This is a genomic window from Streptomyces sp. SGAir0957 (assembly GCF_043523415.1).
Genome location: NZ_CP027293.1, coordinates 945,373 through 967,321, shown reverse-complemented (window position 1 = coordinate 967,321; position 21,949 = coordinate 945,373). Strand labels below are relative to the sequence as shown.

The 21,949-nt window shown below is 71.1% G+C and carries 16 protein-coding genes; 7 read left to right on the top strand and 9 right to left on the bottom strand.

Features of this window, described 5'->3' with window-relative positions; translation table 11 throughout:
* Window positions 1–153: 153 nt before the first annotated feature.
* The 3 genes from C1N81_RS09620 to C1N81_RS09610 all read right to left on the bottom strand — a co-directional run bounded on the left by C1N81_RS09620 (window position 154) and on the right by C1N81_RS09610 (window position 5,298).
* Window positions 154–2,520, bottom strand: coding sequence for a GH92 family glycosyl hydrolase (locus tag C1N81_RS09620; protein WP_394428334.1), 2,367 nt, complete (start codon window positions 2,518–2,520; stop codon window positions 154–156).
* Between the two features lie 145 nt (window positions 2,521–2,665).
* Window positions 2,666–4,783 (bottom strand): glycogen debranching protein GlgX, encoded by a 2,118-nt coding sequence (glgX, locus tag C1N81_RS09615; protein WP_394428333.1) that lies wholly within the window; start codon window positions 4,781–4,783, stop codon window positions 2,666–2,668.
* A complete protein-coding gene (locus C1N81_RS09610; protein ID WP_394428332.1) occupies window positions 4,780–5,298 on the bottom strand; it encodes a pep a2 in 519 nt (172 codons plus the stop codon). Before C1N81_RS09610 ends, glgX begins: the two co-directional genes overlap by 4 nt.
* Before the next feature lie 285 nt (window positions 5,299–5,583).
* Between C1N81_RS09610 and C1N81_RS09605 the strand changes: the two genes are divergently transcribed.
* The 5 genes from C1N81_RS09605 to glgB all read left to right on the top strand — a co-directional run bounded on the left by C1N81_RS09605 (window position 5,584) and on the right by glgB (window position 13,390).
* Entirely contained in the window at window positions 5,584–5,862 is a 279-nt protein-coding gene (locus C1N81_RS09605; protein WP_394428331.1) for a DUF5133 domain-containing protein, read from the top strand.
* Window positions 5,863–5,867: 5 nt separating this feature from the next.
* Window positions 5,868–7,838 (top strand): alpha-1,4-glucan--maltose-1-phosphate maltosyltransferase, encoded by a 1,971-nt coding sequence (locus C1N81_RS09600; RefSeq protein WP_394428330.1) that lies wholly within the window; start codon window positions 5,868–5,870, stop codon window positions 7,836–7,838.
* Between the two features lie 67 nt (window positions 7,839–7,905).
* Window positions 7,906–9,639, top strand: a complete 1,734-nt coding sequence (treS, locus tag C1N81_RS09595) for a maltose alpha-D-glucosyltransferase (RefSeq protein WP_394428329.1) — start codon at window positions 7,906–7,908, stop codon at window positions 9,637–9,639.
* A gap of 3 nt (window positions 9,640–9,642) precedes the next feature.
* The gene (locus C1N81_RS09590) at window positions 9,643–11,040 is read left to right on the top strand and encodes a maltokinase N-terminal cap-like domain-containing protein (protein WP_394428328.1); all 1,398 of its coding nucleotides are present in this window, start codon (window positions 9,643–9,645) and stop codon (window positions 11,038–11,040) included.
* A 1-nt stretch (window position 11,041) separates the two neighbouring features.
* On the top strand, window positions 11,042–13,390 hold the full coding sequence (glgB, locus tag C1N81_RS09585; protein WP_394428327.1) for a 1,4-alpha-glucan branching enzyme: 2,349 nt from the start codon (window positions 11,042–11,044) through the stop codon (window positions 13,388–13,390).
* Here glgB and C1N81_RS09580 read toward each other — a convergent pair.
* The 3 genes from C1N81_RS09580 to C1N81_RS09570 form a co-directional block, all read right to left on the bottom strand.
* Window positions 13,377–14,099, bottom strand: a complete 723-nt coding sequence (locus C1N81_RS09580) for an ANTAR domain-containing protein (RefSeq protein WP_394428326.1) — start codon at window positions 14,097–14,099, stop codon at window positions 13,377–13,379. The two genes, glgB and C1N81_RS09580, sit on opposite strands and share 14 nt — an antisense overlap.
* A 51-nt stretch (window positions 14,100–14,150) precedes the next feature.
* Window positions 14,151–14,837 (bottom strand): ANTAR domain-containing protein, encoded by a 687-nt coding sequence (locus C1N81_RS09575; RefSeq protein WP_394428325.1) that lies wholly within the window; start codon window positions 14,835–14,837, stop codon window positions 14,151–14,153.
* A gap of 110 nt (window positions 14,838–14,947) precedes the next feature.
* Entirely contained in the window at window positions 14,948–15,652 is a 705-nt protein-coding gene (locus C1N81_RS09570) for a hypothetical protein (RefSeq protein WP_394428324.1), read from the bottom strand.
* Between the two features lie 226 nt (window positions 15,653–15,878).
* Here C1N81_RS09570 and C1N81_RS09565 point away from each other — a divergent pair, with 226 nt between their 5' ends.
* Entirely contained in the window at window positions 15,879–17,345 is a 1,467-nt protein-coding gene (locus C1N81_RS09565; RefSeq protein WP_394428323.1) for a hypothetical protein, read from the top strand.
* A gap of 3 nt (window positions 17,346–17,348) precedes the next feature.
* Here the strand turns inward: C1N81_RS09565 and C1N81_RS09560 are convergent, their stop codons facing one another.
* Window positions 17,349–17,792: a carboxymuconolactone decarboxylase family protein gene (locus C1N81_RS09560; RefSeq protein WP_394437831.1), complete on the bottom strand. Its 444-nt coding sequence runs from the start codon at window positions 17,790–17,792 to the stop codon at window positions 17,349–17,351.
* Window positions 17,793–18,014: 222 nt separating this feature from the next.
* Between C1N81_RS09560 and C1N81_RS09555 the strand changes: the two genes are divergently transcribed.
* Entirely contained in the window at window positions 18,015–18,926 is a 912-nt protein-coding gene (locus C1N81_RS09555; RefSeq protein ID WP_394428322.1) for a pirin family protein, read from the top strand.
* Between the two features lie 6 nt (window positions 18,927–18,932).
* On the opposite strand, the gene C1N81_RS09550 is transcribed toward C1N81_RS09555, so the two are convergent.
* Both C1N81_RS09550 and C1N81_RS09545 read right to left on the bottom strand, forming a co-directional pair.
* Window positions 18,933–21,218, bottom strand: coding sequence for a glycoside hydrolase family 65 protein (locus tag C1N81_RS09550; RefSeq protein ID WP_394428321.1), 2,286 nt, complete (start codon window positions 21,216–21,218; stop codon window positions 18,933–18,935).
* A 10-nt stretch (window positions 21,219–21,228) separates the two neighbouring features.
* On the bottom strand, window positions 21,229–21,945 hold the full coding sequence (locus C1N81_RS09545) for an HAD family hydrolase (protein ID WP_394428320.1): 717 nt from the start codon (window positions 21,943–21,945) through the stop codon (window positions 21,229–21,231).
* Window positions 21,946–21,949: the final 4 nt, after the last annotated feature.

Sequence of the window (21,949 nt, the reverse complement as noted above, 5' to 3'; positions counted from 1 at the left end):
GAGGTCGTGCCAGGAACTGGGGAGTATTCCCCGGAGGAGATGTTATCGTCTGGTCGGTAAACGGGGAGCATTCCCCACTTGAGTGGACGCGGGTCCGCCGATCCCGGGGCGGCGAGTGCGGCCCCACGAGGGGAGGGCCGCACTCGCTCCCGCTCAGTGCCGGGACGCCAGCGCGGGCGGCGCCGTTCCGGTGCCCCAGTTCGTCGGCCGCTCCGAGAGCCCGACCTTGATCGTGCCGGAGCGGAGCAGGTCCTTGTGCGAGAGCCAGCTCTGGCGCAGCGCGCCCTTGCCGGTCCGCACCGAGGACACGTACTGCTGCTTCGAGGCGTCGGCGCCCGGCGCCTCGACGGTGATGCGGCGGCCGTGCGCGGGCCGGATCTCGACCTTGTCGAACATGGGCGCCGAGACGATGTAGTTCGCCGAGCCGGGCTGCGCCTCGAAGACGCCCGCCATGGCGAAGACGAGCAGCGACGACGTCGAGCCGAGGTCGTCATTGCCGGGCATGCCGTACGCGTCGTCGGTGTAGAGCGTCCGCAGCGCGCGCAGCACCGCCGAGGTCTTCCACGGGGAGCCGGTCCACGCGTACATCCACGGCGCGTGGAAGTCGGGCTCGTTGTTCGGGTTGAAGGCGAAGTTGTTGTGGTAGTCGTAGGCGCCCGTCACCCAGGACTCCGAGGCGGCCTTCGCCGGGTCGGTGAGCACGGTCGGCAGGTCGAAGAACGTGTCGAGCCGCTGCTCGGCGCTCTTCTGACCACCCATCAGGCCGAAGAGGGTCTTCGGGTCCTGCTGCGCGAGCCACTGGTACTGCCAGGCGGTGCCCTCGTGGAAGGCGCCGGACTGGGTCGGGTCGGGGTCACCGGCGACGCTGCCGTCGGCGTTCCTCGTGACCGGGAACCCGGTGAAGCCCTGCGACGTGACGGAGGTGTCCCACAACGTGGCGAAGTTGTCGCAGCGCGCGGCGAGCGTCGCCGCCTTGTCCTGGTGGCCGAGGCCCGACGCCATCGTGGACAGGGAGCAGTCGGCGAGCGCGTACTCGAGAGTCGCCGAGCCCGCCTGACGGCTGTCGCCGAACTTGTAGCCCGGCAGGTTCTGGTAGCCGACGAAGCCGTTCTTCACGTAGGTCGGATTGCCGTCGCGGCCGCGGAAGAGCGACTGGTCGGCGGGGACCTCGTTGGCGTTCTTCCACAGTGCGTCGAACAGCTTGGCCGACGTGCGCTTGTCGAGCAGACCGCGGTGGTACAGATCGACGACCCACGGGGTGACGGGGTCGCCGCTCATCACGTTGGTCTCACCGCCGCCGAGCCCCCAGCGCGGCAGCCAGCCGCCGTCCTCGTAGATCCGCAGGACCGACTTGGCCATGTCCGTGGCCCTGTCCGGTTCGAGCAACGCGACCAACTGGTTCTGCGAACGGTAGGTGTCCCACAGGGAGAACATCTGGTAGTACGGCGCGTCCGCCCGGTGCACCTTGTCGTCGAAGCCGCGGTAGCGGTTGTCGACGTCGGAACCTATCGAGGGGTGCAGGAGCGAGTGGTAGAGCGCGCTGTAGTACGTGCGCTGGTCGGCGGTGGAGCCACCGGCCACCCGCATCCGGTTCAGCTCGTCCCGCCAGGTGTCATGTGCGCTAGAGCGCGCCTTGTCGAACGAACGGGGCTGCTCCGCCTTGCGGTTGAGCCGCGCCCCGTCGACCGAGGTGTAGGAGAGCCCCACCGAGGAGCCGACGCGGTCGCCCTTGGCCGGGTCGAACGACAGCCAGGCACCGGCGCGCTTGCTGCCGCGCGACGCCTCGCGCTGTCCAGGGGTGAGCGTGGAGTCCGTCCACGTGCCGAACGTCTTGAACGTCCGGTCGAACTTCGCGCTGAAGTAGACGCGGTAGCGCTCCTTGCCGGTCTCCCCGCAGAAGTTGCCGCCCTGGACCCAGCCCTCGACGGTGTCGTTCCCGACGACCTTGATGTCGCCGGCGTAGGTGCTGCCGTTGCTCTCGCCGGCCTCGATGAGCACGTTCTGCGCGGCGGAGGAGGCGGGGAAGGTGTAGCGGTGCTGGCCGGTGCGCTGGGTGGCGCTCAGCTCGGCCTCGATGCCGTTGTCGAACGTCACGCCGTAGTAGCCGGGCGACCGGTCCTCGTCGGCGTGGCTGAACTTGGCGGCGTACCGGGCCGGGTCGGACGAGGTGACCGCGCCCGTGGTCGGCATGAACCGGATGTTGCCCATCGTCTGGCAGCCGACGCCCGACAGGTGGGTGTGGCTGAAGCCGAGGATGGTGTCCTGCGCGTAGTCGTAGGACGCGTACTTGTTCAGCTGGGTGTCGGGGCTGAGCTGCACCATGCCGAACGGGGTCGTGGCGCCCGGGAACGTGGTGCCGTCACCGTTGTTGCCGATCGACGTGTCGACCAGGGTGGTGGGGTCCTTGGCGAACTGCGGCCCCTGCTCGTGCGCGCTCGCGACGCCGGTCGTGGTGGCGGTGGCGGTGGCCATGGTGGCGATGACCAAGAAGGCGGTGGACAGGCGTTTCCACGCTCGCATCGCGATCCTCTCGTGCGACAACGTTGTCATACGTGCCCGTCGATCTTTGTGCCTCGGATGCCGTCCCGTCAATGCATCGTTGCAAAACCGATGCCGTCACCGGAACGGGTGTCCCGGTGACGGCATATGTGTGAACAGGTGTGAGCTACCGGCGCTTGCGCCTGCCCTCGGTCTCGCCCGGTGGGCGGGACAGCACGACCAGGCTCCGCTCCGTCACGAGCAGCGAGGTCCCCGCCTTGTGCTCCCGCTCGTCGGCCGCGCCGTTCGGTTCGGCGGTGTCGATGAGCGTGGTCCAGCGCGTCCCGAAGCAGGCCGCGGGCAGCACGAACTCCATCGGCTCCCAGAAGCCGTTGAACAGCAGCAGGAAGGAGTCGTCGACGGCCGTACGGTTGCGTGACGCCGGTGCCGAGATCTCGTCGCCGTTCAGGAACACGCCGATCGCGTGCGCGTCCGGCCGGCCCCAGTCCTTCGGGGTCATCTCGGCGGCGTCCGGCCGCAGCCAGACCAGGTCGGGAAGGTGCCCGTCCTGCTGCGGGACGCCCTCGAAGAAGTGGCGGCGGCGCAGCACCGGATGGGCCTTGCGCAGGGCGATCAGCTCCCGGGTGAAGCCGAGCAGCTCCCGCTCCTCCTCGCCGAGGTCCCAGTCGATCCAGCTCAGCTCGTTGTCCTGGCAGTAGGCGTTGTTGTTGCCGTCCTGGGTGCGGCTCAGCTCGTCGCCGTGGCTCAGCATCGGGATGCCCTGCGACAGCATCAGCGTGGTCAGGAAGTTGCGCTGCTGGCGGGCGCGCAGTTCCTGGACCGCCGGGTCCTTCGTGGGGCCCTCGGCGCCGCAGTTCCAGGACCGGTTGTGGCTCTCGCCGTCCTGGTTGTCCTCGCCGTTGGCGTCGTTGTGCTTGTCGTTGTACGAGACCAGGTCGCGCAGGGTGAACCCGTCGTGCGCGGTGATGAAGTTGACGCTCGCGCGCGGCCGGCGCCCTTCGTGCTCGTACAGGTCGGCGGAGCCGGTGAGGCGGGAGGCGAACTCCGGCAGGGAGTGGTCGGTGGTGCGCCAGAAGTCGCGTACGCAGTCGCGGTACTTGCCGTTCCACTCGGACCACAGCGGGGGGAAGTTGCCGACCTGGTAGCCGCCGTCGCCGAGGTCCCACGGCTCCGCGATCAGCTTGACGCGGCTGATCACCGGGTCCTGCTGGATGACGTCGAAGAACGCGGACAGCCGGTCCACCTCGTGGAACTGGCGGGCCAGGGTCGCCGCCAGGTCGAAGCGGAAGCCGTCGACATGGCATTCGGTGACCCAGTACCGCAGGGAGTCCATGATGAGCTGGAGGACGTTCGGGTGGCGCACGAGCAGGCTGTTGCCGGTGCCCGTGGTGTCGTAGTAGCGGCTGAAGTCCTCGTCGGACAGGCGGTAGTACGAGGCGTTGTCGATGCCGCGGAAGGAGAGCGTCGGCCCGTTCTCGTTGCCCTCGGCCGTGTGGTTGTAGACCACGTCGAGGATTACTTCGAGCCCGGCGGCGTGCAGGTCCTTCACCATCTGCTTGAACTCGGTGACCTGTTCGCCGAGCGTGCCCCGGGCGGCGTACTCGTGGTGCGGCGCGAAGAAGCCGATCGTGTTGTAGCCCCAGTAGTTGGAGAGGCCCTGGTCGAGCAGGAACCCGTCCTGGAGGAACTGGTGCACCGGCATCAGCTCGACCGCGGTCACGCCAAGGGACTTCAGGTGCTCGACGACGGCCGGGTGCGCGAGCCCCGCGTAGGTGCCGCGCAACTCCTCGGGCACCCCCGGATGGGTGCGGGAGAGCCCCCGTACGTGTGCCTCGTAGATGACCGAGTCGGTGTACGAGTACGACGGCGGCTTGTCGTCGCCCCAGTCGAAGGAGCGGTCGACGACGACCCCGCACAGCCCGTGCCCGGCCTCGCCCTCGCGCTTCGGCTGCTCGTGCACGGCGAGGGCGTAGGGGTCGAGGAGGAACGCCGAGGAGTCGCAGCGGTGTCCCGAGCTGGGCTCCCACGGGCCGTGCACGCGGTAGCCGTACCGTCGGCGCGGGCCGACGTCCGGCAGGTAGCCGTGCCACACGCTGCCGTCGACCTCGGGCAGCGTCACCGTCCGTTCGCCGCCGTCCTCGTCGAGGAGGACCAGGTCGACCTGGTCGGCGACCGCGCTGAACAAAGCGAAGTTCGTGCCGTGGCCGTCATAGGTGGCGCCGAGCGGGTAGGGACGTCCCGCCTGGACGCCCCCGTCCCCGGAGTTCTTCCCCCGGCCCGTCACGAGGCGGTTCCGGCGGGCGCGCTCTCCAGGGCGCGGGCGATCTCGCGCACCGCGCTCCCGGGCGCCACCGGGGTCTGCGGCAAGGTCAGCGCCTCACTGGACCACGGCGCGGGTTCCTTGCCGGCGAGCGGCTCACGGTCGTGGTCGGACTTGCGCAGGGAGAACCAGATGATGCGCCGGCTGTTCGTCGTGCAGCTGCCCCAGCCGTCGCTCAATGTCGCTATTTCCAGCAGGTGGGACTCCGGGTCCTCGGGCCGCTCGGCCTCGGAGGCGTCGTGGTGCGACACCGCGGTGATCAGATGCTGGCCGGTCCACCACGTCTCGATCTCCACGCGCTCGACCGGCCCTTCGGCGGCCGCGTGCAGCAGCAGACCGACCCCGCGGGTCGCCGACGTCACCAGCTTCTGCAGCCCCCAGTAGCGGAGGTGGGCCGCGACGACGCGCTGCATCTGCGCGACGCGCTCCGGCGAGGACTCCACCTCGACGTGGTAGTAGCGGGGCTCTGTCCGGTTCATGGTTCGTGCTCCTCACCGCGTGACTCACGCCTGGACGCGACGACTTCCCGTGCGCACGTCGCGTGAGCTCTGCTCGCTCGGGAGTCAGGACCAGCGTCAACCGCATACTCCATTGGTGCAACACGAGCGTGACCGGCCCATCACGCTGCGCTCAACAGGACGGATCGCCGATCACCCCGCACCATGGTGGGGAGCGGCCCTGAGTGACGGTCCGCTCTCACTCCGTGCATGTTCGGCAACCCGTGGAGTCATGTCTCCATGGATTCCAGGAGGTCGACGGATGCCATGGACGCATCACAGGTCGGCGAGGAGATCGAGGGACAGCTGAAGCGATACCGGTGGTGGGAGCGGCGTTTCCTGGCGGCTCCCACAGACGCGAGGGTCCGCGCGCGGTTCGAGCTGGCCGTCGAGGCGCTGTGCGCCGCGACCGGCGAGCGATGCGGCCGCGAGGCGGCGTCCACGGCCGAGCGCCATGTGCGCGCCGTCCGTCCCCCGGGCGGGACGGACGGCGGACGACGGAGCCGACCGCACGAGTCCGACCGCCGAGCAGAGCACTGGAGGTGAGAGCGATGACGAACAGGGCACAGCTGGTTCCCGTGCAGATCGAGGACGTGCGCCCCCGGGTCGGGGGCGGCCGCGGCATGGCGAAGGCCGTCGTCGGTGAGTCTTTCCCGGTCACGGCCCTGGTGTTCGCCGAGGGGTCCGCCGTCGTACGGGCGCACGCCGTCCTGCGCGACCCGGAAGGACGCACCGTCGACTGTGCCCCGATGCGCGAACTGGTCCCGGGCGAGGACCGGTGGAGCGCCCAGGTCACCCCCACCTCCACCGGCAGGTGGAGCTACTGCGTGCAGGCGCATGTCGACCCGGTCGCCGCCTGGCAGCGCGACGCCGCCATAAAGGTGCCCGCCGGCGTGGACAGCGACATCACCCTCGAAGAGGGCGCCGAGCACCTGGAGCGCGCCCTCGGCCGGGTCGCCGACGAGGCGGCCAGGCGTACGTTGTTCGAGGCGATCCGCGTCCTGGCGGACGGCGCGCGGGACGACGCCGAGCGGCTCGCCGCGGCCACGGCGCCCGAGGTGTGCGCGGTCCTCGCGGCCCACCCGCTGCTGCACCGGCTCACCGAGAGCCCGCCGCTGCCCCTTCTCGTGGAGCGCGAACGCGCCCTGTACGGCGCCTGGTACGAGTTCTTCCCGCGCTCGGAGGGCGCCGTCGTCGAGCCGGGCTCCGCGCCGGTCAGCGGCACCTTCGCCACGGCCGCGCGCCGTCTGCCCGCCATCGCGGCGATGGGCTTCGACGTCGTCTACCTGCCGCCGGTCCACCCCATCGGCACCACCCACCGCAAAGGGCCGGACAACAGCCTGACCCCCGGCCCGCACGACGTCGGCGTGCCCTGGGCCGTCGGCTCCGCGGAGGGCGGGCACGACGCGATCCACCCCGACCTCGGCACCCTCGACGACTTCGACGCGTTCGTGGCGCGGGCCCGCGGTGAGGGCCTGGAGGTCGCGCTCGACTTCGCCCTCCAGTGCTCACCGGACCACCCCTGGGTGGAGAAGCACCCGGAGTGGTTCCACCACCGCCCCGACGGCACGATCGCCTACGCGGAGAACCCGCCGAAGAAGTACCAGGACATCTACCCGATCGCCTTCGACCGCGACCTGCCCGGCCTGGTCGCGGAGACGGTGCGGGTGCTCCGCCACTGGATGGCGCACGGAGTGCGCATCTTCCGCGTCGACAACCCGCACACGAAGCCGGTCGCGTTCTGGGAGCAGATCATCACGGAGATCGGCCGCACCGACCCCGACGTCGTCTTCCTGGCCGAGGCGTTCACCCGTCCGGCGATGATGCGGTCCCTGGCCGAGGCGGGCTTCCAGCAGTCCTACACGTACTTCACCTGGCGCAACACCAAGGAGGAGCTCACCCGGTACGTGCGGGAGCTCGCGGGGGAGTCGGCCGCCGCGATGCGGCCCAACTTCTTCGTCAACACCCCGGACATCCTGCACGAGTTCCTGCAGCACGGCGGCCGTCCCGCGTTCGAACTGCGCGCCGTCCTCGCCGCGACCCTCTCGCCCGCCTGGGGTGTCTACAGCGGTTACGAACTCTGCGAGAACACCCCGCTGCGCCCCGGCAGCGAGGAGTACCTGCACTCCGAGAAGTACGAACTGCGCCCGCGGGACTGGGCGGCGGCCGAGCGCGAGGGGCGCACCATCGCCCCGCTGATCACCGCGCTGAACGACATCCGGCGCCGCAACCCGGCGCTGCGCGGGCTGCGCGACGTGCACTTCCATCACGCCGACAACGAGGCCGTGATCGTGTACTCCAAACGCAGTGGCCCGAACACGGTCCTGGTGGTGGTCAACCTGGACCCGCACCACACTCAGGAGGCGACGGTCCGCCTCGACCTCGCGCGGCTGAACGACGGCGGCGACGCCCCGTTCCCCGTACGGGACGAGCTCACCGGTGCCACCTACACCTGGGGAGCGAGCAACTACGTGCGCCTCGTGCCGGGGGAGTCGCCGGCCCACGTCTTCACCGTCGGCTGAGACCGCGCCGGCCGAACCGCCCGATCACCTCACCTCACCTCATCCGCGTCCTCGGAGGCAGACCCGAATGTCCACGGACGACATGGCGCAGGCCGCACAGTCCTCGTACCTGCCCACCAAGTCACCCGACCCCGAGTGGTTCAAGCGCGCCGTCTTCTACGAGGTGCTCGTCCGCTCCTTCTGCGACAGCAACGGCGACGGCGTCGGTGACCTGAAGGGCATCACGTCCAAGCTGGACTATCTGCAATGGCTGGGCGTGGACTGCCTGTGGCTGCCGCCGTTCTACACGAGCCCCCTGCGGGACGGCGGCTACGACGTGGCGAACTACATCGTCACGCTCCCCGAGTTCGGGGACCTCGCGGACTTCGTCGAGTTCGTGGACGCCGCCCACCAGCGGGGCATGCGCGTCATCGTCGACTTCGTCATGAACCACACGAGCGATCAGCACGAGTGGTTCCAGCAGTCGCGCAGCGACCCGGAAGGACCCTACGGCGACTACTACGTCTGGTCCGACGACGACAAGAAGTACGAGGACGCGCGGATCATCTTCGTCGACACCGAGGTCTCCAACTGGACCTTCGACCCGGTCCGCAAGCAGTACTTCTGGCACCGCTTCTTCTCCCACCAGCCGGACCTCAACTTCGAGAACGCGGCGGTGCAGGAGGAGATGATCGCCGCGCTGCGGTTCTGGCTCGACCTGGGCATCGACGGGTTCCGCCTCGACGCGGTGCCCTACCTCTACGCGGAGGACGGCACCGACTGCGAGAACCTGCCCGCCTCCCACGAGTTCCTCAAGCGGGTCCGCAAGGAGATCGACGCCAACTACCCGGACGTGGTGCTCCTCGCCGAGGCGAACCAGTGGCCCGAGGACGTCGTCGACTACTTCGGTGACTTCGCGTCGGGCGGCGACGAATGCCATATGGCGTTCCACTTCCCGGTGATGCCGCGCATCTTCATGGCGGTCCGCCGCGAGTCCGCCGAACCGATCTCCGAGATCCTCGCCAAGACCCCGGCCATCCCGTCGGGCTGCCAGTGGGGCATCTTCCTGCGCAACCACGACGAGCTGACCCTGGAGATGGTCAGCGACGAAGAGCGCGACTACATGTACGCGGAGTACGCGAAAGAGCCGCGGATGCGGGCGAACATCGGGATCCGCCGCCGCCTCGCGCCCCTGCTCGACAACGACCGCAACCAGATCGAGCTGTTCACCGCGCTGCTGATGTCACTCCCCGGCTCGCCGATCCTGTACTACGGCGACGAGATCGGCATGGGCGACAACATCTGGCTCGGCGACCGCGACTCGGTACGCACCCCCATGCAGTGGACCCCCGACCGCAACGCCGGCTTCTCCTCCAGCGACCCCGGCCGCCTCTCCCTGCCGACCATCATGGACCCGGTCTACGGCTACCAGGTCACCAACGTCGAGGCGCAGATGGCGTCGCCGTCCTCACTGCTGCACTGGACGCGCCGCATGATCGAGGTCCGCAAGCAGAACCCGGCGTTCGGCCTCGGCTCCTACACCGAACTCTCCTCCTCCAACCCGGCCGTGCTCGCCTTCCTGCGCGAGTACAAGGACGACCTCGTGCTGTGCGTGCACAACTTCTCGCGCTTCGCCCAGCCCACCGAGCTCGACCTCCGGGCCTACGACGGACGCCACCCGGTCGAACTGATCGGCAACGTCCGCTTCCCCGCGATCGGAGAACTGCCCTATCTCCTGACCCTGGCGGGACACGGCTTCTACTGGTTCCGGCTGCGGGGCACCAGCATGACGCCCCGCATGGCACACCACGATTGGACCTGATCCATGACTTCGCCTCTGCTGTCCGATACGGCCGTCGGTCCCGCCCAGGTGCCCGCCTCCTCCCTCGCGGCGCTCCTGGCGCGCTGGCTCCCCCGCCAGCGATGGTTCACCGGGCAAGGCCGTGATGTCACGGGTGTCTCGGTGGCCGCCGCGACAGCGCTGACGACCGACTGCTACCACCTCCTGGTCCGCGTCGACCAGCGGGGCGCGGCGGACGGCGCGCACTATCAGGTCCTCCTCGGCGTGGCGACGCACGTGCCGCCGCGCATGAGCCCGCACATGATCGGTGAGGTCGAGGCGCGGCCCGGCGAGCGGCTCATGGTCTACGACGCCGTCCATGACCACCGCGCCGCGATCGTGCTCCTCGAACGGCTGCGCAGGGGCGGCTCCGCGGGGCATCTGCGCTTCGAGTCGCTGCCGCGCACCTCGGTGCCGTGCGGACTGACCCCGCGCGTCCTCGACGTGGAGCAGTCCAACACCTCGATCGTCTACGGCGACGAACTCATCCTGAAACTGTTCCGCCACATCCAGCCCGGCATCAACCCCGACCTGGAGGTCACCGGAGCGCTCGCCCGGCACGGCTTCACCCAGGTCCCCGCGCCGATCGGCTGGTTCCAGACGGAGGCCCCGTTCTGGTCGACGCTCGGCATGGTGCAGCCGTTCCTCACCGAGTCGACGGACGGCTGGACACTGGCCCTGGAATCCAGCCGCCGCCGCACGGGCTTCACCGACGAGGCGCGCGAACTGGGCAGGATCACGGGTGAGCTGCACGTGGCCCTCGCCAAGGCGTTCCCGAGCGACTCGCGGCCCGCGGACCAGGCGGCGGGGCTCGCCGACGCGATGACGCACCGGCTGCTGCGCGCCGCCGCGAGCGTCCCCGAGCTGCGCCCGTACGTGCCCGACCTCCAGGACGTCTACACCGCGGTCGTCACCGAGGGCGGCGACGCGCCGCTCCAGCGCACCCACGGCGACTTCCACCTGGGCCAGGTCCTGAAGGCCCACGGCCGCTGGCACATCGTCGACTTCGAGGGCGAGCCCGCCAAGCCCGTCCCCGAGCGCCGCGCCGACCGCTCGCCGATCGCGGACGTCGCCGGGATGCTCCGCTCCTTCGACTACGCCGCCCGCTCCGGCGGGGAGTTCCACCCCCGCTGGGCCGACCTGTGCCGGGACGCCTTCTGCGCCGGATACGGCGAGTCGGGCGGCTTCGACCCGCGCGCCGTCCCCGCCGCGCTCCGCGCGCACGAGGCGGACCGCGCCGTCTACGAGGTGGTCTACGAGTCGGTGTACCGCCCCGAACTGCTCTCGGTCCCGATGAACGCGGTGGCCCGCCTGTGCGCGGGCGGCACCGCGGGCACCGGCGCCCCGCACATGTCCGACCGACGTCCCGTCCAGGAGGCCTGACATGTCCGTCGCCGATCCCGTAGCCCTGGAACCGGTCGACCCGGTCGACCCGGTCGCCCCGACTGTCGCGGTGGATCCGGCAGCGCCGGTGGACCCGGTGCGGCCGGTCACGTCGCTCGACGAGCCGGTCGCCGAGCCGGTGGACCGGGTGCCCGGCACCGCCCCGCTCGCCCCTCTCGACGACGACGTACGCGCCCGGCTCCTCTGCGGCGCCCATCACGACCCGCACTCCGTGCTCGGTGCCCACCCCGTGCGCGGCGGGCTCGCCGTGCGCGCTCTGCGCCCGCACGCGACACACGTGTCCGTGGTCATCGGCGCACGGGTGCGGGACCTGCACGACGAGGGCGACGGCCTGTTCGCGGGCCGGATCCCCGGCCAGGGCCACGCGCCCTACCGGCTGCGCGTGACCTACCCCGACGGCGTCGTCGAGACGGCGGACCCCTACAGCTTCCCGCCCGCCCTCGGCGACCTCGACCTGCACCTCATCGCCGAGGGGCGCCACGAGGAACTCTGGACGGCCCTCGGCTCACATGTGCTCGAACGCGGCGGCGTCCTCGGCACACGTTTCACCGTCTGGGCGCCGAACGCGCGCGGCGTCCGTGTCCGCGGCGACTTCAACCACTGGGACGGCACCGCCCTGCCCATGCGCTCCCTCGGCTCCTCGGGCGTGTGGGAGCTGTTCGTCCCCGGGATCGGCCCCGGCGCCACGTACAAGTACGAGCTGACCGGCCCCGACGGGCAGCGCCTGGAGCGGGCCGACCCGATGGCCCGGCGCACGGAGGTGCCCCCGGCGACGGCGTCGATCGTGTGCGACAGCGACTACGAGTGGGGCGACGGGACATGGCTGCGCCACCGCGCGGACCGCCCGGTGCACACCGCCCCCATGTCCGTCTACGAGGTGCACCTCGGCTCCTGGAAACCCGGGGCCACCTACCGTCGCCTCGCCCACGAACTGACGGAATACGTGTCGGCGCTCGGCTTCACCCATGTCGAGCTGATGCCGGTCGCCGAGCACCCCTTCGGCGGCTCCTGGGGCTACCAGGTCACCGGCTTCTACGCACCGACCGCCCGGCTCGGCGGCCCCGACGACTTCAAGTACCTCGTCGACACCCTCCACCAGGCCGGTATCGGCGTCATCCTCGACTGGGTGCCCGCGCACTTCCCGCGCGACGAGTGGGCGCTCGCCGAGTTCGACGGCCGCCACCTGTACGAGCACGAGGACCCGCGCCGCTCGGCCCACCCCGACTGGGGCACGCTCGTCTTCGACTACGGCCGCAAGGAGGTCCGCAACTTCCTCGTCGCCAACGCCCTGTACTGGTGCGAGGAGTTCCACATCGACGGGCTCCGCGTCGACGCCGTCGCCTCCATGCTCTACCTCGACTACTCGCGCGAGGAAGGGCAGTGGGCCCCCAACGAGTTCGGCGGCCGGGAGAACCTCGACGCGGTCGCCTTCCTCCAGGAGATGAACGCCACCCTGTACCGGCGCGTCCCGGGTGTCGTCACCATCGCCGAGGAGTCCACCGCCTGGAACGGTGTCACCCGGGCCACCCACGAGACCGGCCCCGACGGCTTCGGCGGGCTCGGCTTCGGCCTCAAATGGAACATGGGCTGGATGCACGACTCGCTCGAATACGTCGCGCACGAACCCGTGCACCGCAAGTACCACCACAACGAGATGACCTTCTCGATGGTGTACGCCTACAGCGAGAACTACGTGCTGCCGATCTCGCACGACGAGGTGGTGCACGGCAAGCAGGCCCTGGTGTCGAAGATGCCGGGCGACTGGTGGCAGCGGCGCGCCAACCACCGCGCCTACCTCGCCCACATGTGGGCCCACCCCGGCAAACAGCTCCTCTTCATGGGCCAGGAGTTCGCGCAGGGCGCCGAGTGGGTCGAGGACGAGGGGCCGCAGTGGTGGGTTCTCGACGAGAGCAACCCGGCCGCCGGTGACCACCGCGGGGTCCAGCGGCTCGTCGGCGACCTCAACCGGCTGTACGTGTCGCACCCCGCGCTGTGGGAGCAGGACACGCGCCCCGAGGGGTTCCGGTGGAGCACGGCCGACGCGGCCGAGGACAACGTCTTCGCGTTCGTCCGGCACGCCGCCGACGGCACCCCGCTGCTCGCGGTGGTGAACTTCTCCCCGGTGGTGCGCGAGAACTACCGGCTCGGCGTGCCGCCCGCCGCGGGTTCCTGGCGGGAGATCCTCAACACCGACGCGACGCGGTACGGCGGCAGCGACGTCCGCAACGCCGAGCCGGTGCGGCCGGAGCCCGAGCCGTACAACGGCTTCCCCGCCTCCCTCACGCTGCGCCTGCCGCCGCTGGCGGCGGTCTGGCTCACTCCGATGTGACGGGGGCGGGCGTCAGCCCGTTCTCGATGACCTCCCGGGCCACCTCGTTGAGCAGGACGCGGTGGTGCCGGGCGTGCCGCCGCAGCGCCTCGAACGCCTGGTTGAGGGTGATGCCGCTGCGGGCCGCGAGGATGCCCTTGGCCTGCTCGATGACGATGCGGGTCTGCAGGGCGGTGTGCAGCTGCTCGTTGACCGTGTGCTGCTCGCGGATGACGCGCGCCTGGAGCAGCCCGATGGTGGCGGCGTCGGCGAGCGCCTGCGCCAGGGCGAGGTCGTCGGCCCTCAGCGGCCGGTCCCCGGTGCGCAGCAGGAGGAGGGCCCCGAGGTTGTCCTGGCGCAGCCGCATCGGCAGTGCGGTGGCGAGCGTGTACCCGGCGTCGGCGCGGACCCGGTCGAACTCGGTCCGGTGCGCGTCCGCCCCGGCCGGGCCCGGCGCGGTGACCGCCCGGGCGGTGCGGTGGGCCTCCACGGCCGGGCCCTCGGCGCAGGCGACGTCGAGCACCCGCTGCAGGGCGGGGCTGGGGTCGCACGGGGCGGGGCTGTGCAGATGCGCGCCCGGGTGGGCCAGGAGGACCGCGGCGTCGGTGACGTCCAGGAGCTCCTGGCAGCGGACGGTCATCTGGTGCAGGAAGTCGATGACGTCGAAGTCCTCCACCAAGGTGTCGGCCAGCTCCACGAAGGTCCTGGCGATGTGTTGTTCCCTGCTCATGCGTCTACTCCTTGACTGCCGCGCGGAACGTGCCCGGCACGGTCGGCCGGATCAGTTCGGATCGGGCGGCAGTTCCCGCTGGATGATGCCGTGGGCGGTCTCGGACAGGGACTCGCCCGACGCGTAGGCCTGGGCGCGCAACCGGTCCAGCGCCTCGGCCAGCGGAACCCCGAGGCGCTCGCTGAGCACCCCGGTCGCCTGGTGCACCTCGGCCCGGTGCAGGCCCACCGTCCCCGCGAGGCCGGGGACGGCGCCGCTGTCGCCGGGCTTGGGCCAGCGGTTGAGGACCTGTTGCGCCAGCGCGTCCGCGACCAGCCGGCCGTTGGTGGACTGCAGCGCCGTGAGCGGGCCCTGCGCGCGCCGGTAGCCCGTCATCGTGCCGACCTGGACGGCCCCGATCCGGACCGGCCAGATGAACAGCGCCGCGATGCCCAGTTCCTCGGCCTCGGCGGCGAACTGCGGCCACTGGCGGGTCAGCAGCCGCCCCAGGTCGGGCACTTCGTGTACCTCCGTCTCGTCCTTGCGGAAGAGCCGGCTCGGGCCCTGACCGAGGATGAACTGGAGGTCCTCGATGCGGGCGCTGGTCGCATCGCTGAACCACACCAGCTCCTGACCGAAGGTGACGGCGATGCCGCCGAGGCCGAGCGCCCGCGCGGACGCCTCGGCCCACGACCGGCGGTCCTCGTCGCTCGTCGCCGCGTGCAGACCCGCCAGCAGCTCCCGCACTGTGGAACCCATCTCCGCACACGCTTTCCTCGGTGCTCCCCCGGCGGCGCGGCGTCCGCCGGCTGCACCTTGTCAGGGTAGTGGAGGCGGCCCCGGCAGGAGGCCGCCGGGCACAACCGGCCCTACTCGGCCGCGGGCTCGGGCGACTTCGCCTGCTCCGGCGTGCTGTAGAAGACCGACGAACCCTGCTTGCTGCGCTGGGCGAGGCCCTTGGCGACCAGCCCCTCGACCGTGGTGCGCACGACGGGCTTCTTGAACGTGCGCTCCGGGTGCGCCGCGGCGAGCGCGTCGGCCAGCTCCGCCGCCGAACGCGGCTCCTTCTGCTCCTTGAGGTACTCCTGTACGAGGGTGACCAGCGTCGGCTGCGCACTCGCCGACGCCTTGCGCGCGGGGCGCGCCGGCGAAGTGGCCTTGGTGGACGTCGCCTTCTCGGACGTCGCCTTCTCGGACGTCGCCTTCTCGGACGTCGCCTTGGCGGACGGGGCCTTCGCGGAGGGGGCGGCCTTGGCGGACGTCGTCTTCGCGGACGCGGTCTTCGTGGCGCGCGGCTGCTTGCGCTTGGGCGCGGCGCTCTTCGCACCTGTGCCCGCAGCGGACTTGCGGCGCTGCGGCTTGGCCACCGCGGCGGCGGCCTCCTCGGCGCCGAGCGCCTGCTGCATGCTGACCAGGATCGCCTGGTCCTCCTGGAGCGCCTGCAACTTGGCCTGCAAGGTCTCCAGTTCGGTGCCGATCTCCTCCTGCTCCTTGGCGTTGCGCTCGAGGTCGGCGGCGACCTGGGCCGCGTACTGCGCCTTGACGTTCGGGTTACCGGGCTTGGGATCCGTCACGAGTAGCTCCTGGGTTCACTGGTCCGGCGATGAGCGGATACGGCTGAGGCCCTGATGATTGACCGAGTCTAGGACAGTGCCTACCGCATGACGTAGAAACGCCGTACATCGCGGTGCGAGGCACGTGTGCACAGGCGCGGCGGGCATGGGGAGTGCCTCGTGCGACGGGCGCAGGGCCCGTCGCCCCGGTCCGCCGCACCTCAGGCGGTTTCTCAGGGAGTGAGCCATGTCGCAGCCCACCGCTTTCCATGACTTCGGGGCCCTGCACTTCGGCAGCCGGGCCCAGTTCGAGCCCGCTGACGTGGAAAGTGTGTGCGAGGAGGTCCGGGGGAGTGACGTACGTGACCTGTACGTGGTGGTGCACGGGGTCCACAACGACAAGGAGGCCGCCGAAGCCACCGACGCGGCGTTCCGGCAGTTGCTCACCGAGGCGTGGGACGGCGCGACACATGAGGTGGGATTCCTGGGTGTGCGCTGGCCGTCGTTGTGTTTCAGGGACGAGGGCGCACCCGGCCTCGCCGGACAGGACGGCGACGAGGCGGGTGTCACCGACGCCACGGCCGACGACCTGCGCCGCCAACTCCCGGACAGCGAAGGCCCTTTGAACGAAATCGTCGCCCTGCTGAACGAGCGGCCCGAACGCGGGCTGGCCTTCGACGACTTCGGCTCCGCGCTGCGCCGCCTCGCGGAGATTCCGTTGCAGGACCCGGTCGCCGAGTTCGCCGCCGACACGGAGGGCGAGGTGCTGCCCCAGGCCGACCCCCTCATGTTGTTCGAGGACACCCGGACGGTGTGCGCGGAGTTCGCGGGTGCGCTGCGGGACCTGCGCCGCGCCCTGACGCTAGAGGCGGGGGAGCCCGCGCACCACGAGAAGGGCGCCAAGACGTCCGAGGTGTCCGAGGAGGGGACGCTCGTGGAGACCCGGTCCGCGGGACCGCGCCCCGCGCGCCCGCTCAGCGACCGGGTGAACCGGGCCGGCACGGTCGCCTCGGGCGGCCCGGTGGGGGAGACGGCCCGCTCGGCGGACTTCGCCGAACTGTGGACGGGCGCGCGCGAACTCTTCCGTCAGGTCGTCCGCCATGTCCTGCGCCGCAGGGCCGGGTTGATCGGGCAGGCGGGCCTCGGCCCCTGCCTGCCGATGCTGGTGCGGGGCAGCGATGTACGGCTGCACCTCGTCGGGCACGGGCTCGGCGCCCGCCTCGCCGGGTTCGCGCTGCGCGGCCTGGAGGAGAGCGGCGCGGACCCCGTCACCCTGTCCTCCCTCACCTTCCTGCAGGGCGAGATGTCCCACTTCGCCTTCGCCGACAGCCTGCCGCAGCAGGTGTCGGGGCACGGCGCGCTGTGGAGCCGCCGGCGCCTCGTGCAGGGCCCGCTGCTCTGCACGTTCTCGCACCTCGATTCCCACCTCGGCGTGCTCTACCCGCTGTCGGCCCAGATGATCGGCGACTCCAGCGAACTGGCGACGACCGCGCGCAAGTGGGGCGCGCTCGGCTTCGACGGCATCCAGGGGGTCGACGGGCCCCCGCCGGTCGACCTGGAGGAGGCGCCGGAGCAGGACGGCCGGCAGGCGCCCTATCTGAACGTGGACGTGTCCGACGTGATCCGCTGCGACGACATGCCCATGGGCGGGCATCACCAGGTGTTCCACCCCGAGATCGGCCGGCTGCTGCGGTGTGCGGCGGAGTGGGCGTGAGGGTCAGCTCTTCGCGGCGCGCACCGGATGCTTGCTGAGGACGGAGACCCGGTTGAACGCGTTGATCGTGACGGCCACCCATATCACCGCGGAGATCTCGTCCTCGGTGAGGCGGGCGCGGGCCGCCGCATAGGCGCTCTCCTGAGCCGCGGCGTCCGCGGGGTGCGTGGTGGCCTCGGCGAGCGCGAGCGCGGCCCGCTCCCGGTCCGTGAACAGTTCGGTGTCGCGCCATGCGGCGAGCGTGCCGAGGCGCCGGGTGGACTCACCCGCGCGAAGAGCGGCCCGTGTGTGCACGTCGAGGCAGTAGGCGCAGCCGTTCAGCTGGGAGACGCGTAGATTGATGAGCTCGACGAGGAGCCGGTCGAGCCCGGCGTCGGCGGCGGTCGCCCGGACGGCCTCCGACGTCTGTACGAGGGCCTGGTACGCCTTGGGGCTCTGCTTGTCGATGTAGACACGTGTGAGGTCGCTGTGGTGGTCGGTGGGGGTGCTGCGGTCGGTGTGGTCGCTGCGGTCGCTGCGGTCGCTCAACTCGGTCTCCTTCGGGGGCCGTCGCGCGGCCGGGCTCGCCTCGCGGTGCGCCGGGCCTTATGATCGACCATAGTTGTTGAATCTCAAAATACTTGAGAACACATGAGACCACTGAGAACACTCGGGGTAGGAGGGGCAGGGATGAGCGACACCGTAGAGGTGCTCACCGCCCGGGACGTGCCGCTGGGCGGCCCGCGCGCGATGCCGGTCCGGCGGACGCTGCCGCAGCGGGCCCGCACGCTGATCGGGGCCTGGTGCTTCGTCGACCACTACGGCCCCGACGACGTGGCGCGCACCGGCGGCATGGATGTCGCGCCGCACCCCCACACCGGCCTGCAGACCGTCAGCTGGCTCTTCACCGGCGAGATCGAGCACCGGGACAGCATGGGCAACCACGCCATGGTCCGCCCCGGCGAGCTCAACCTCATGACCGGCGGCCACGGCATCGCCCACTCCGAGGTCTCCACCCCGGACACCACCGTCCTGCACGGCGTCCAGCTGTGGGTGGCGCTGCCCGACGCGCACCGCCACACCGACCGCGACTTCCAGCACCACGTGCCCGAGCCCGTCCCCCTCGACGGCGCCGAGGCCCGGGTCTTTCTCGGCACCCTGGCCGGCGCGACCTCACCGGTCCACACCTTCACCCCCCTGCTCGGCGCCGAACTCCTCCTGGCCCCGCACGCGACCGTCACCCTCGACGTCGACAGCTCCTTCGAACACGGCGTCCTCGTCGACCAGGGCACGGTCACCCTGTCCGGCACGTCACTGGAGCGCGCGGCGCTCGGCTACCTCGCCCCGGGCACCACGACCCTGACCCTCACCAACGAGACGGACGCCACGGCCCGCCTGATCGTCCTGGGCGGACCGCCGTTCGGCGAGGAGATCGTGATGTGGTGGAACTTCATCGGACGGTCGACGCAGGACATCGCGCAGGCGCGCCAGGACTGGGCGCAAGGGCGGCGCTTCGGTGAGGTGAAGGGGTACGACGGGGATCCGCTGCCCGCTCCTGAGCTGCCGAACGTGCCCCTGAAGCCGCGCAGGAACAGTCGCTGACCTGGTTCACCTGTCACGGCGGTTCTGTTCCGGCACATGTGCCGCCTCCGCGGTGGTCGTGGCCAGGTCGAGCATCGTGCTCATGGCGCCCAGGTGGATGCCGTACTCGGTGCGCTGGCCCGGCAGGAGATCGGTGCGCAGGGCGCGGGCGTAGTAGTGGGCGGCCTCGGGGTGGTTGATCTGGCGCAGGGCCACGGCGTGGGCGGCCGGGGAGAGCGTGGAGCCGTGCACCGTGCGGCGGAGGTAGTGCTCCACGGTGCGGAGCCAGGTGCCGGGGGTGCGGTCGTAGCCGAGGCGGGCGAGGACGGCGAGGGTGCGTTCGGTGCCGAGGACGGTGGCCAGCATCAAGGTGTCGGCCTGCTTGGCGAGCTGGTAGTTGCGCGGGTGGTCGCCGTCCTCCTCCATCAGCCGGTCCAGGCGGCCGAGGTCGCGACCGTAGCGGTCGGCGAGTTGGTCCAGGCTGATCCGGCGGAGGCCGTCGTAGCGGGCGAACTGTGAGATGACGCCGTCGTGGTGGGGGACGAACATCCGGCGGGAGACGTGCTCCCAGGCCTCCGCCTGGGCGTGGCCGAGGCCCGTGGTCTCCTGGACGTCCTCGCGGCGGTGGCCGGGGAGCCGGTGCCAGAGCCGGGCGGCGAGTTCGAGGGTGCTGGCGGCCGCGATGTTGGTGTAGGCGTTGTCGTCGACGCCGGGTTCGCCGCTGTCCGGGAGCCTGTCGTGGAACTCGTCGGGGCCGATGACGCTCCGCAGGTGATGGCGGTCCGTGTGCGGGTCGCGGGTGCTGGCCGTCGTGTAGAACTGCGCGATCTGGAAGATCATCGCCGCGCCCTTGGTGTGCAGGTATTCGAGGTCCCCGCTGTGCCGGGCGTACCGCAGGATGCTGTGCGCGAGAGCGGCGCCGACATGTTGCTGCAGGGCGGTGTGGTCGCGCTGCCAGTGGCCGGTCAGGGGGTTGCGCACCCAGGGAACGGTGACCTCGTCGCCGCCGGCACCGCTCTGCCAGGGGTAGCGGGCGCCGCCGCTGCCGTGCCGCCGGGCCTCCCGGGTCGCGGCCGCCAGCCGGCGGTGCCGGTAGTCGAGGGCCGCACGCGCCGCCGCCGGGAAGGTGCGCGACAGCCAGGCGATCGCCGGGGCCTCGTCCCAGAAGACGCGGCCCTGGTACTCCTCGCCGTGCAGGCCGCGCGCGGGGATTCCGGCGTCCCGCGCCTGTCCGGCTGTGCCGACGACCTGGTGCAGGTGGAAGCGGTAGAGGCGGAGCACCTCGGCGTGGTCGAGGCGGGGCGGCAGGGGGCTCGTGGCCCATTGCCGGTGCCAGGACCGGCTGTGCGCGGCCAGGAGGTGCTCGCAAGCGGCCGGGAGGGCCAGGTCGGCCAGGACCTGGCCGCGAAGCTCCTCCATGGAGGAGGAGCGGTCGCACCGCAGCGCGGTCACCTTCCACACGGTGAGGGGGCTGTCGGGGGTGACCTCGCCGTCGAGGCGCGCGGATGCCGCATGGGCCAGACGGGCGCCGGGGGCGGCCGGGGCGGTGGCGCGGCGGTTTGCCGGGAGCAGGGTGCAGGCGAGGGCGATGCCGATGAGCGACTGCGTGGTGTGGCAGGTCAGCCATGCGGTGCGGGCCTGGGGTGCGGCGGCGGTGACCCCGGCGAGGTGCTGGGTGTCCACATACCGTCCGACCTGTGTGTTGCTCACCTGTGCGTCGATGGTGGCCGTCGCGGTCAGGGGGCCGCTCCAGTTCTCCGCGTGGACGGTCACCTTCTGCAGCGCCAAGGAGGCGTGTGCGGCGTGGACGACACGTTGTTCGTGGATACGTGTGCGCCGCCCCGAGGTGTCGAGCAGCGCGCGGTGATGGTGCAGGATGCCGTGGCGGAGGTCGAGGACGAAGCGTTCGTCCCGTACGGCGCAGTGCGGGCCGGGGGCGAGCGCCTCTCCCCGCCGCCCGTCGGCTTCGCGGTGGTGGAGGACCAGGGGCAGCCAGTTGGGCAGGCGGACGACGGCTTCCATGTCGACGTGGTCGCCCTCGATGACGGCCTGGGCGACGTTGTAGACGCCGGCCGCGTAGGTGCCCGGGTAACAGGGGGCGCAGTGGTCGTCGGTGGCGGTGGCGCCGCGGACGGCGAACACGCCGTTGCCCAGCGTGCACAGGGTGGCGTGCCGGGCGGCCTGTTCCGGGGCGCCGGGGTCGGCGCGGAACTCCCAGAGCCACGGCCGGATGCTGGACATGCCGTAGGCGGGGGCAGGTTGAGGGGTGGGGGCCGAGGGGCCGGAGGGATGTCCGGCGGCTCTGTGGATCATGGTGTGTCCGTCAGAGTAGTTGGGCGAGGTCGCAGACGAGAACGTCCGGGTTCTCGCGGGTCAGATGGTGCGCGGAGCCGGAGCGGTGCACGGCCACCACGGTGCGGAACCCGCCGCCGACGGCCGCCTGGACTCCGCTGGGCGCGTCCTCGAAGACGGCGCAATGCCGTGCGTGTACGCCGATGCGCTCCGCCGCGGCGAGGAAGCTGTCGGGAGCGGGTTTGCCCGCGAGGTGTGCGCGGGTGATCTCGGGGCCGTCGAGCACGACCGGGAAGAAGTCGCTCAGTCCGGCGAGCCGCAGCACGTCCCGGCACGAGGAACTCGCGGACACCACCGCCAGCGGTATTCCTCTGGTCCGCAGGTGGGAGAGGAGCCGCAGGGAACCGGGATAAGCCTCGGCCCCTTCGGCGGTGAGCATGGAGCGGTACATGTCTCTTTTGCGTGCGACGATCGCGCGCAAGGTGGCCCGGTCCTGGGTGTCGTCGTCCGAGCCTTCCGGGACGCTTATACCGCGCCGCTCGAAGAATGCGGCGGCCGCGGCGAGAGGCGCGAGGCCGTCGAGTTCGTGATAGTCGGCGGCGGTGAAAAGATCCGGGTCGTCGAAGGCGGAGTTGATCGCCTCCTGCCAGGCCCGCCGGTGCTGGATCTCCGTTTTGGTCAAGGTGCCGTCGAGGTCGAAGACGCACCCCGCGATACCTTCGAGCAAGCGCTCGCGGTCTGCCGTCACCGCG

Excerpts from the sequence above, each read along its gene's own strand:
- C1N81_RS09620 (WP_394428334.1), bottom strand. The coding sequence starts at position 2,520 with ATGCGAGCGTGGAAACGCCTGTCCACCGCCTTCTTGGTCATCGCCACC.
- C1N81_RS09610 (WP_394428332.1), bottom strand. The coding sequence starts at position 5,298 with ATGAACCGGACAGAGCCCCGCTACTACCACGTCGAGGTGGAGTCCTCG.
- C1N81_RS09605 (WP_394428331.1), top strand. The coding sequence starts at position 5,584 with ATGGACGCATCACAGGTCGGCGAGGAGATCGAGGGACAGCTGAAGCGA.
- C1N81_RS09600 (WP_394428330.1), top strand. The coding sequence starts at position 5,868 with ATGACGAACAGGGCACAGCTGGTTCCCGTGCAGATCGAGGACGTGCGC.
- treS (WP_394428329.1), top strand. The coding sequence starts at position 7,906 with ATGTCCACGGACGACATGGCGCAGGCCGCACAGTCCTCGTACCTGCCC.
- C1N81_RS09590 (WP_394428328.1), top strand. The coding sequence starts at position 9,643 with ATGACTTCGCCTCTGCTGTCCGATACGGCCGTCGGTCCCGCCCAGGTG.
- glgB (WP_394428327.1), top strand. The coding sequence starts at position 11,042 with ATGTCCGTCGCCGATCCCGTAGCCCTGGAACCGGTCGACCCGGTCGAC.
- C1N81_RS09580 (WP_394428326.1), bottom strand. The coding sequence starts at position 14,099 with ATGAGCAGGGAACAACACATCGCCAGGACCTTCGTGGAGCTGGCCGAC.
- C1N81_RS09575 (WP_394428325.1), bottom strand. The coding sequence starts at position 14,837 with ATGGGTTCCACAGTGCGGGAGCTGCTGGCGGGTCTGCACGCGGCGACG.
- C1N81_RS09565 (WP_394428323.1), top strand. The coding sequence starts at position 15,879 with ATGTCGCAGCCCACCGCTTTCCATGACTTCGGGGCCCTGCACTTCGGC.
- C1N81_RS09555 (WP_394428322.1), top strand. The coding sequence starts at position 18,015 with ATGAGCGACACCGTAGAGGTGCTCACCGCCCGGGACGTGCCGCTGGGC.
- C1N81_RS09550 (WP_394428321.1), bottom strand. The coding sequence starts at position 21,218 with ATGATCCACAGAGCCGCCGGACATCCCTCCGGCCCCTCGGCCCCCACC.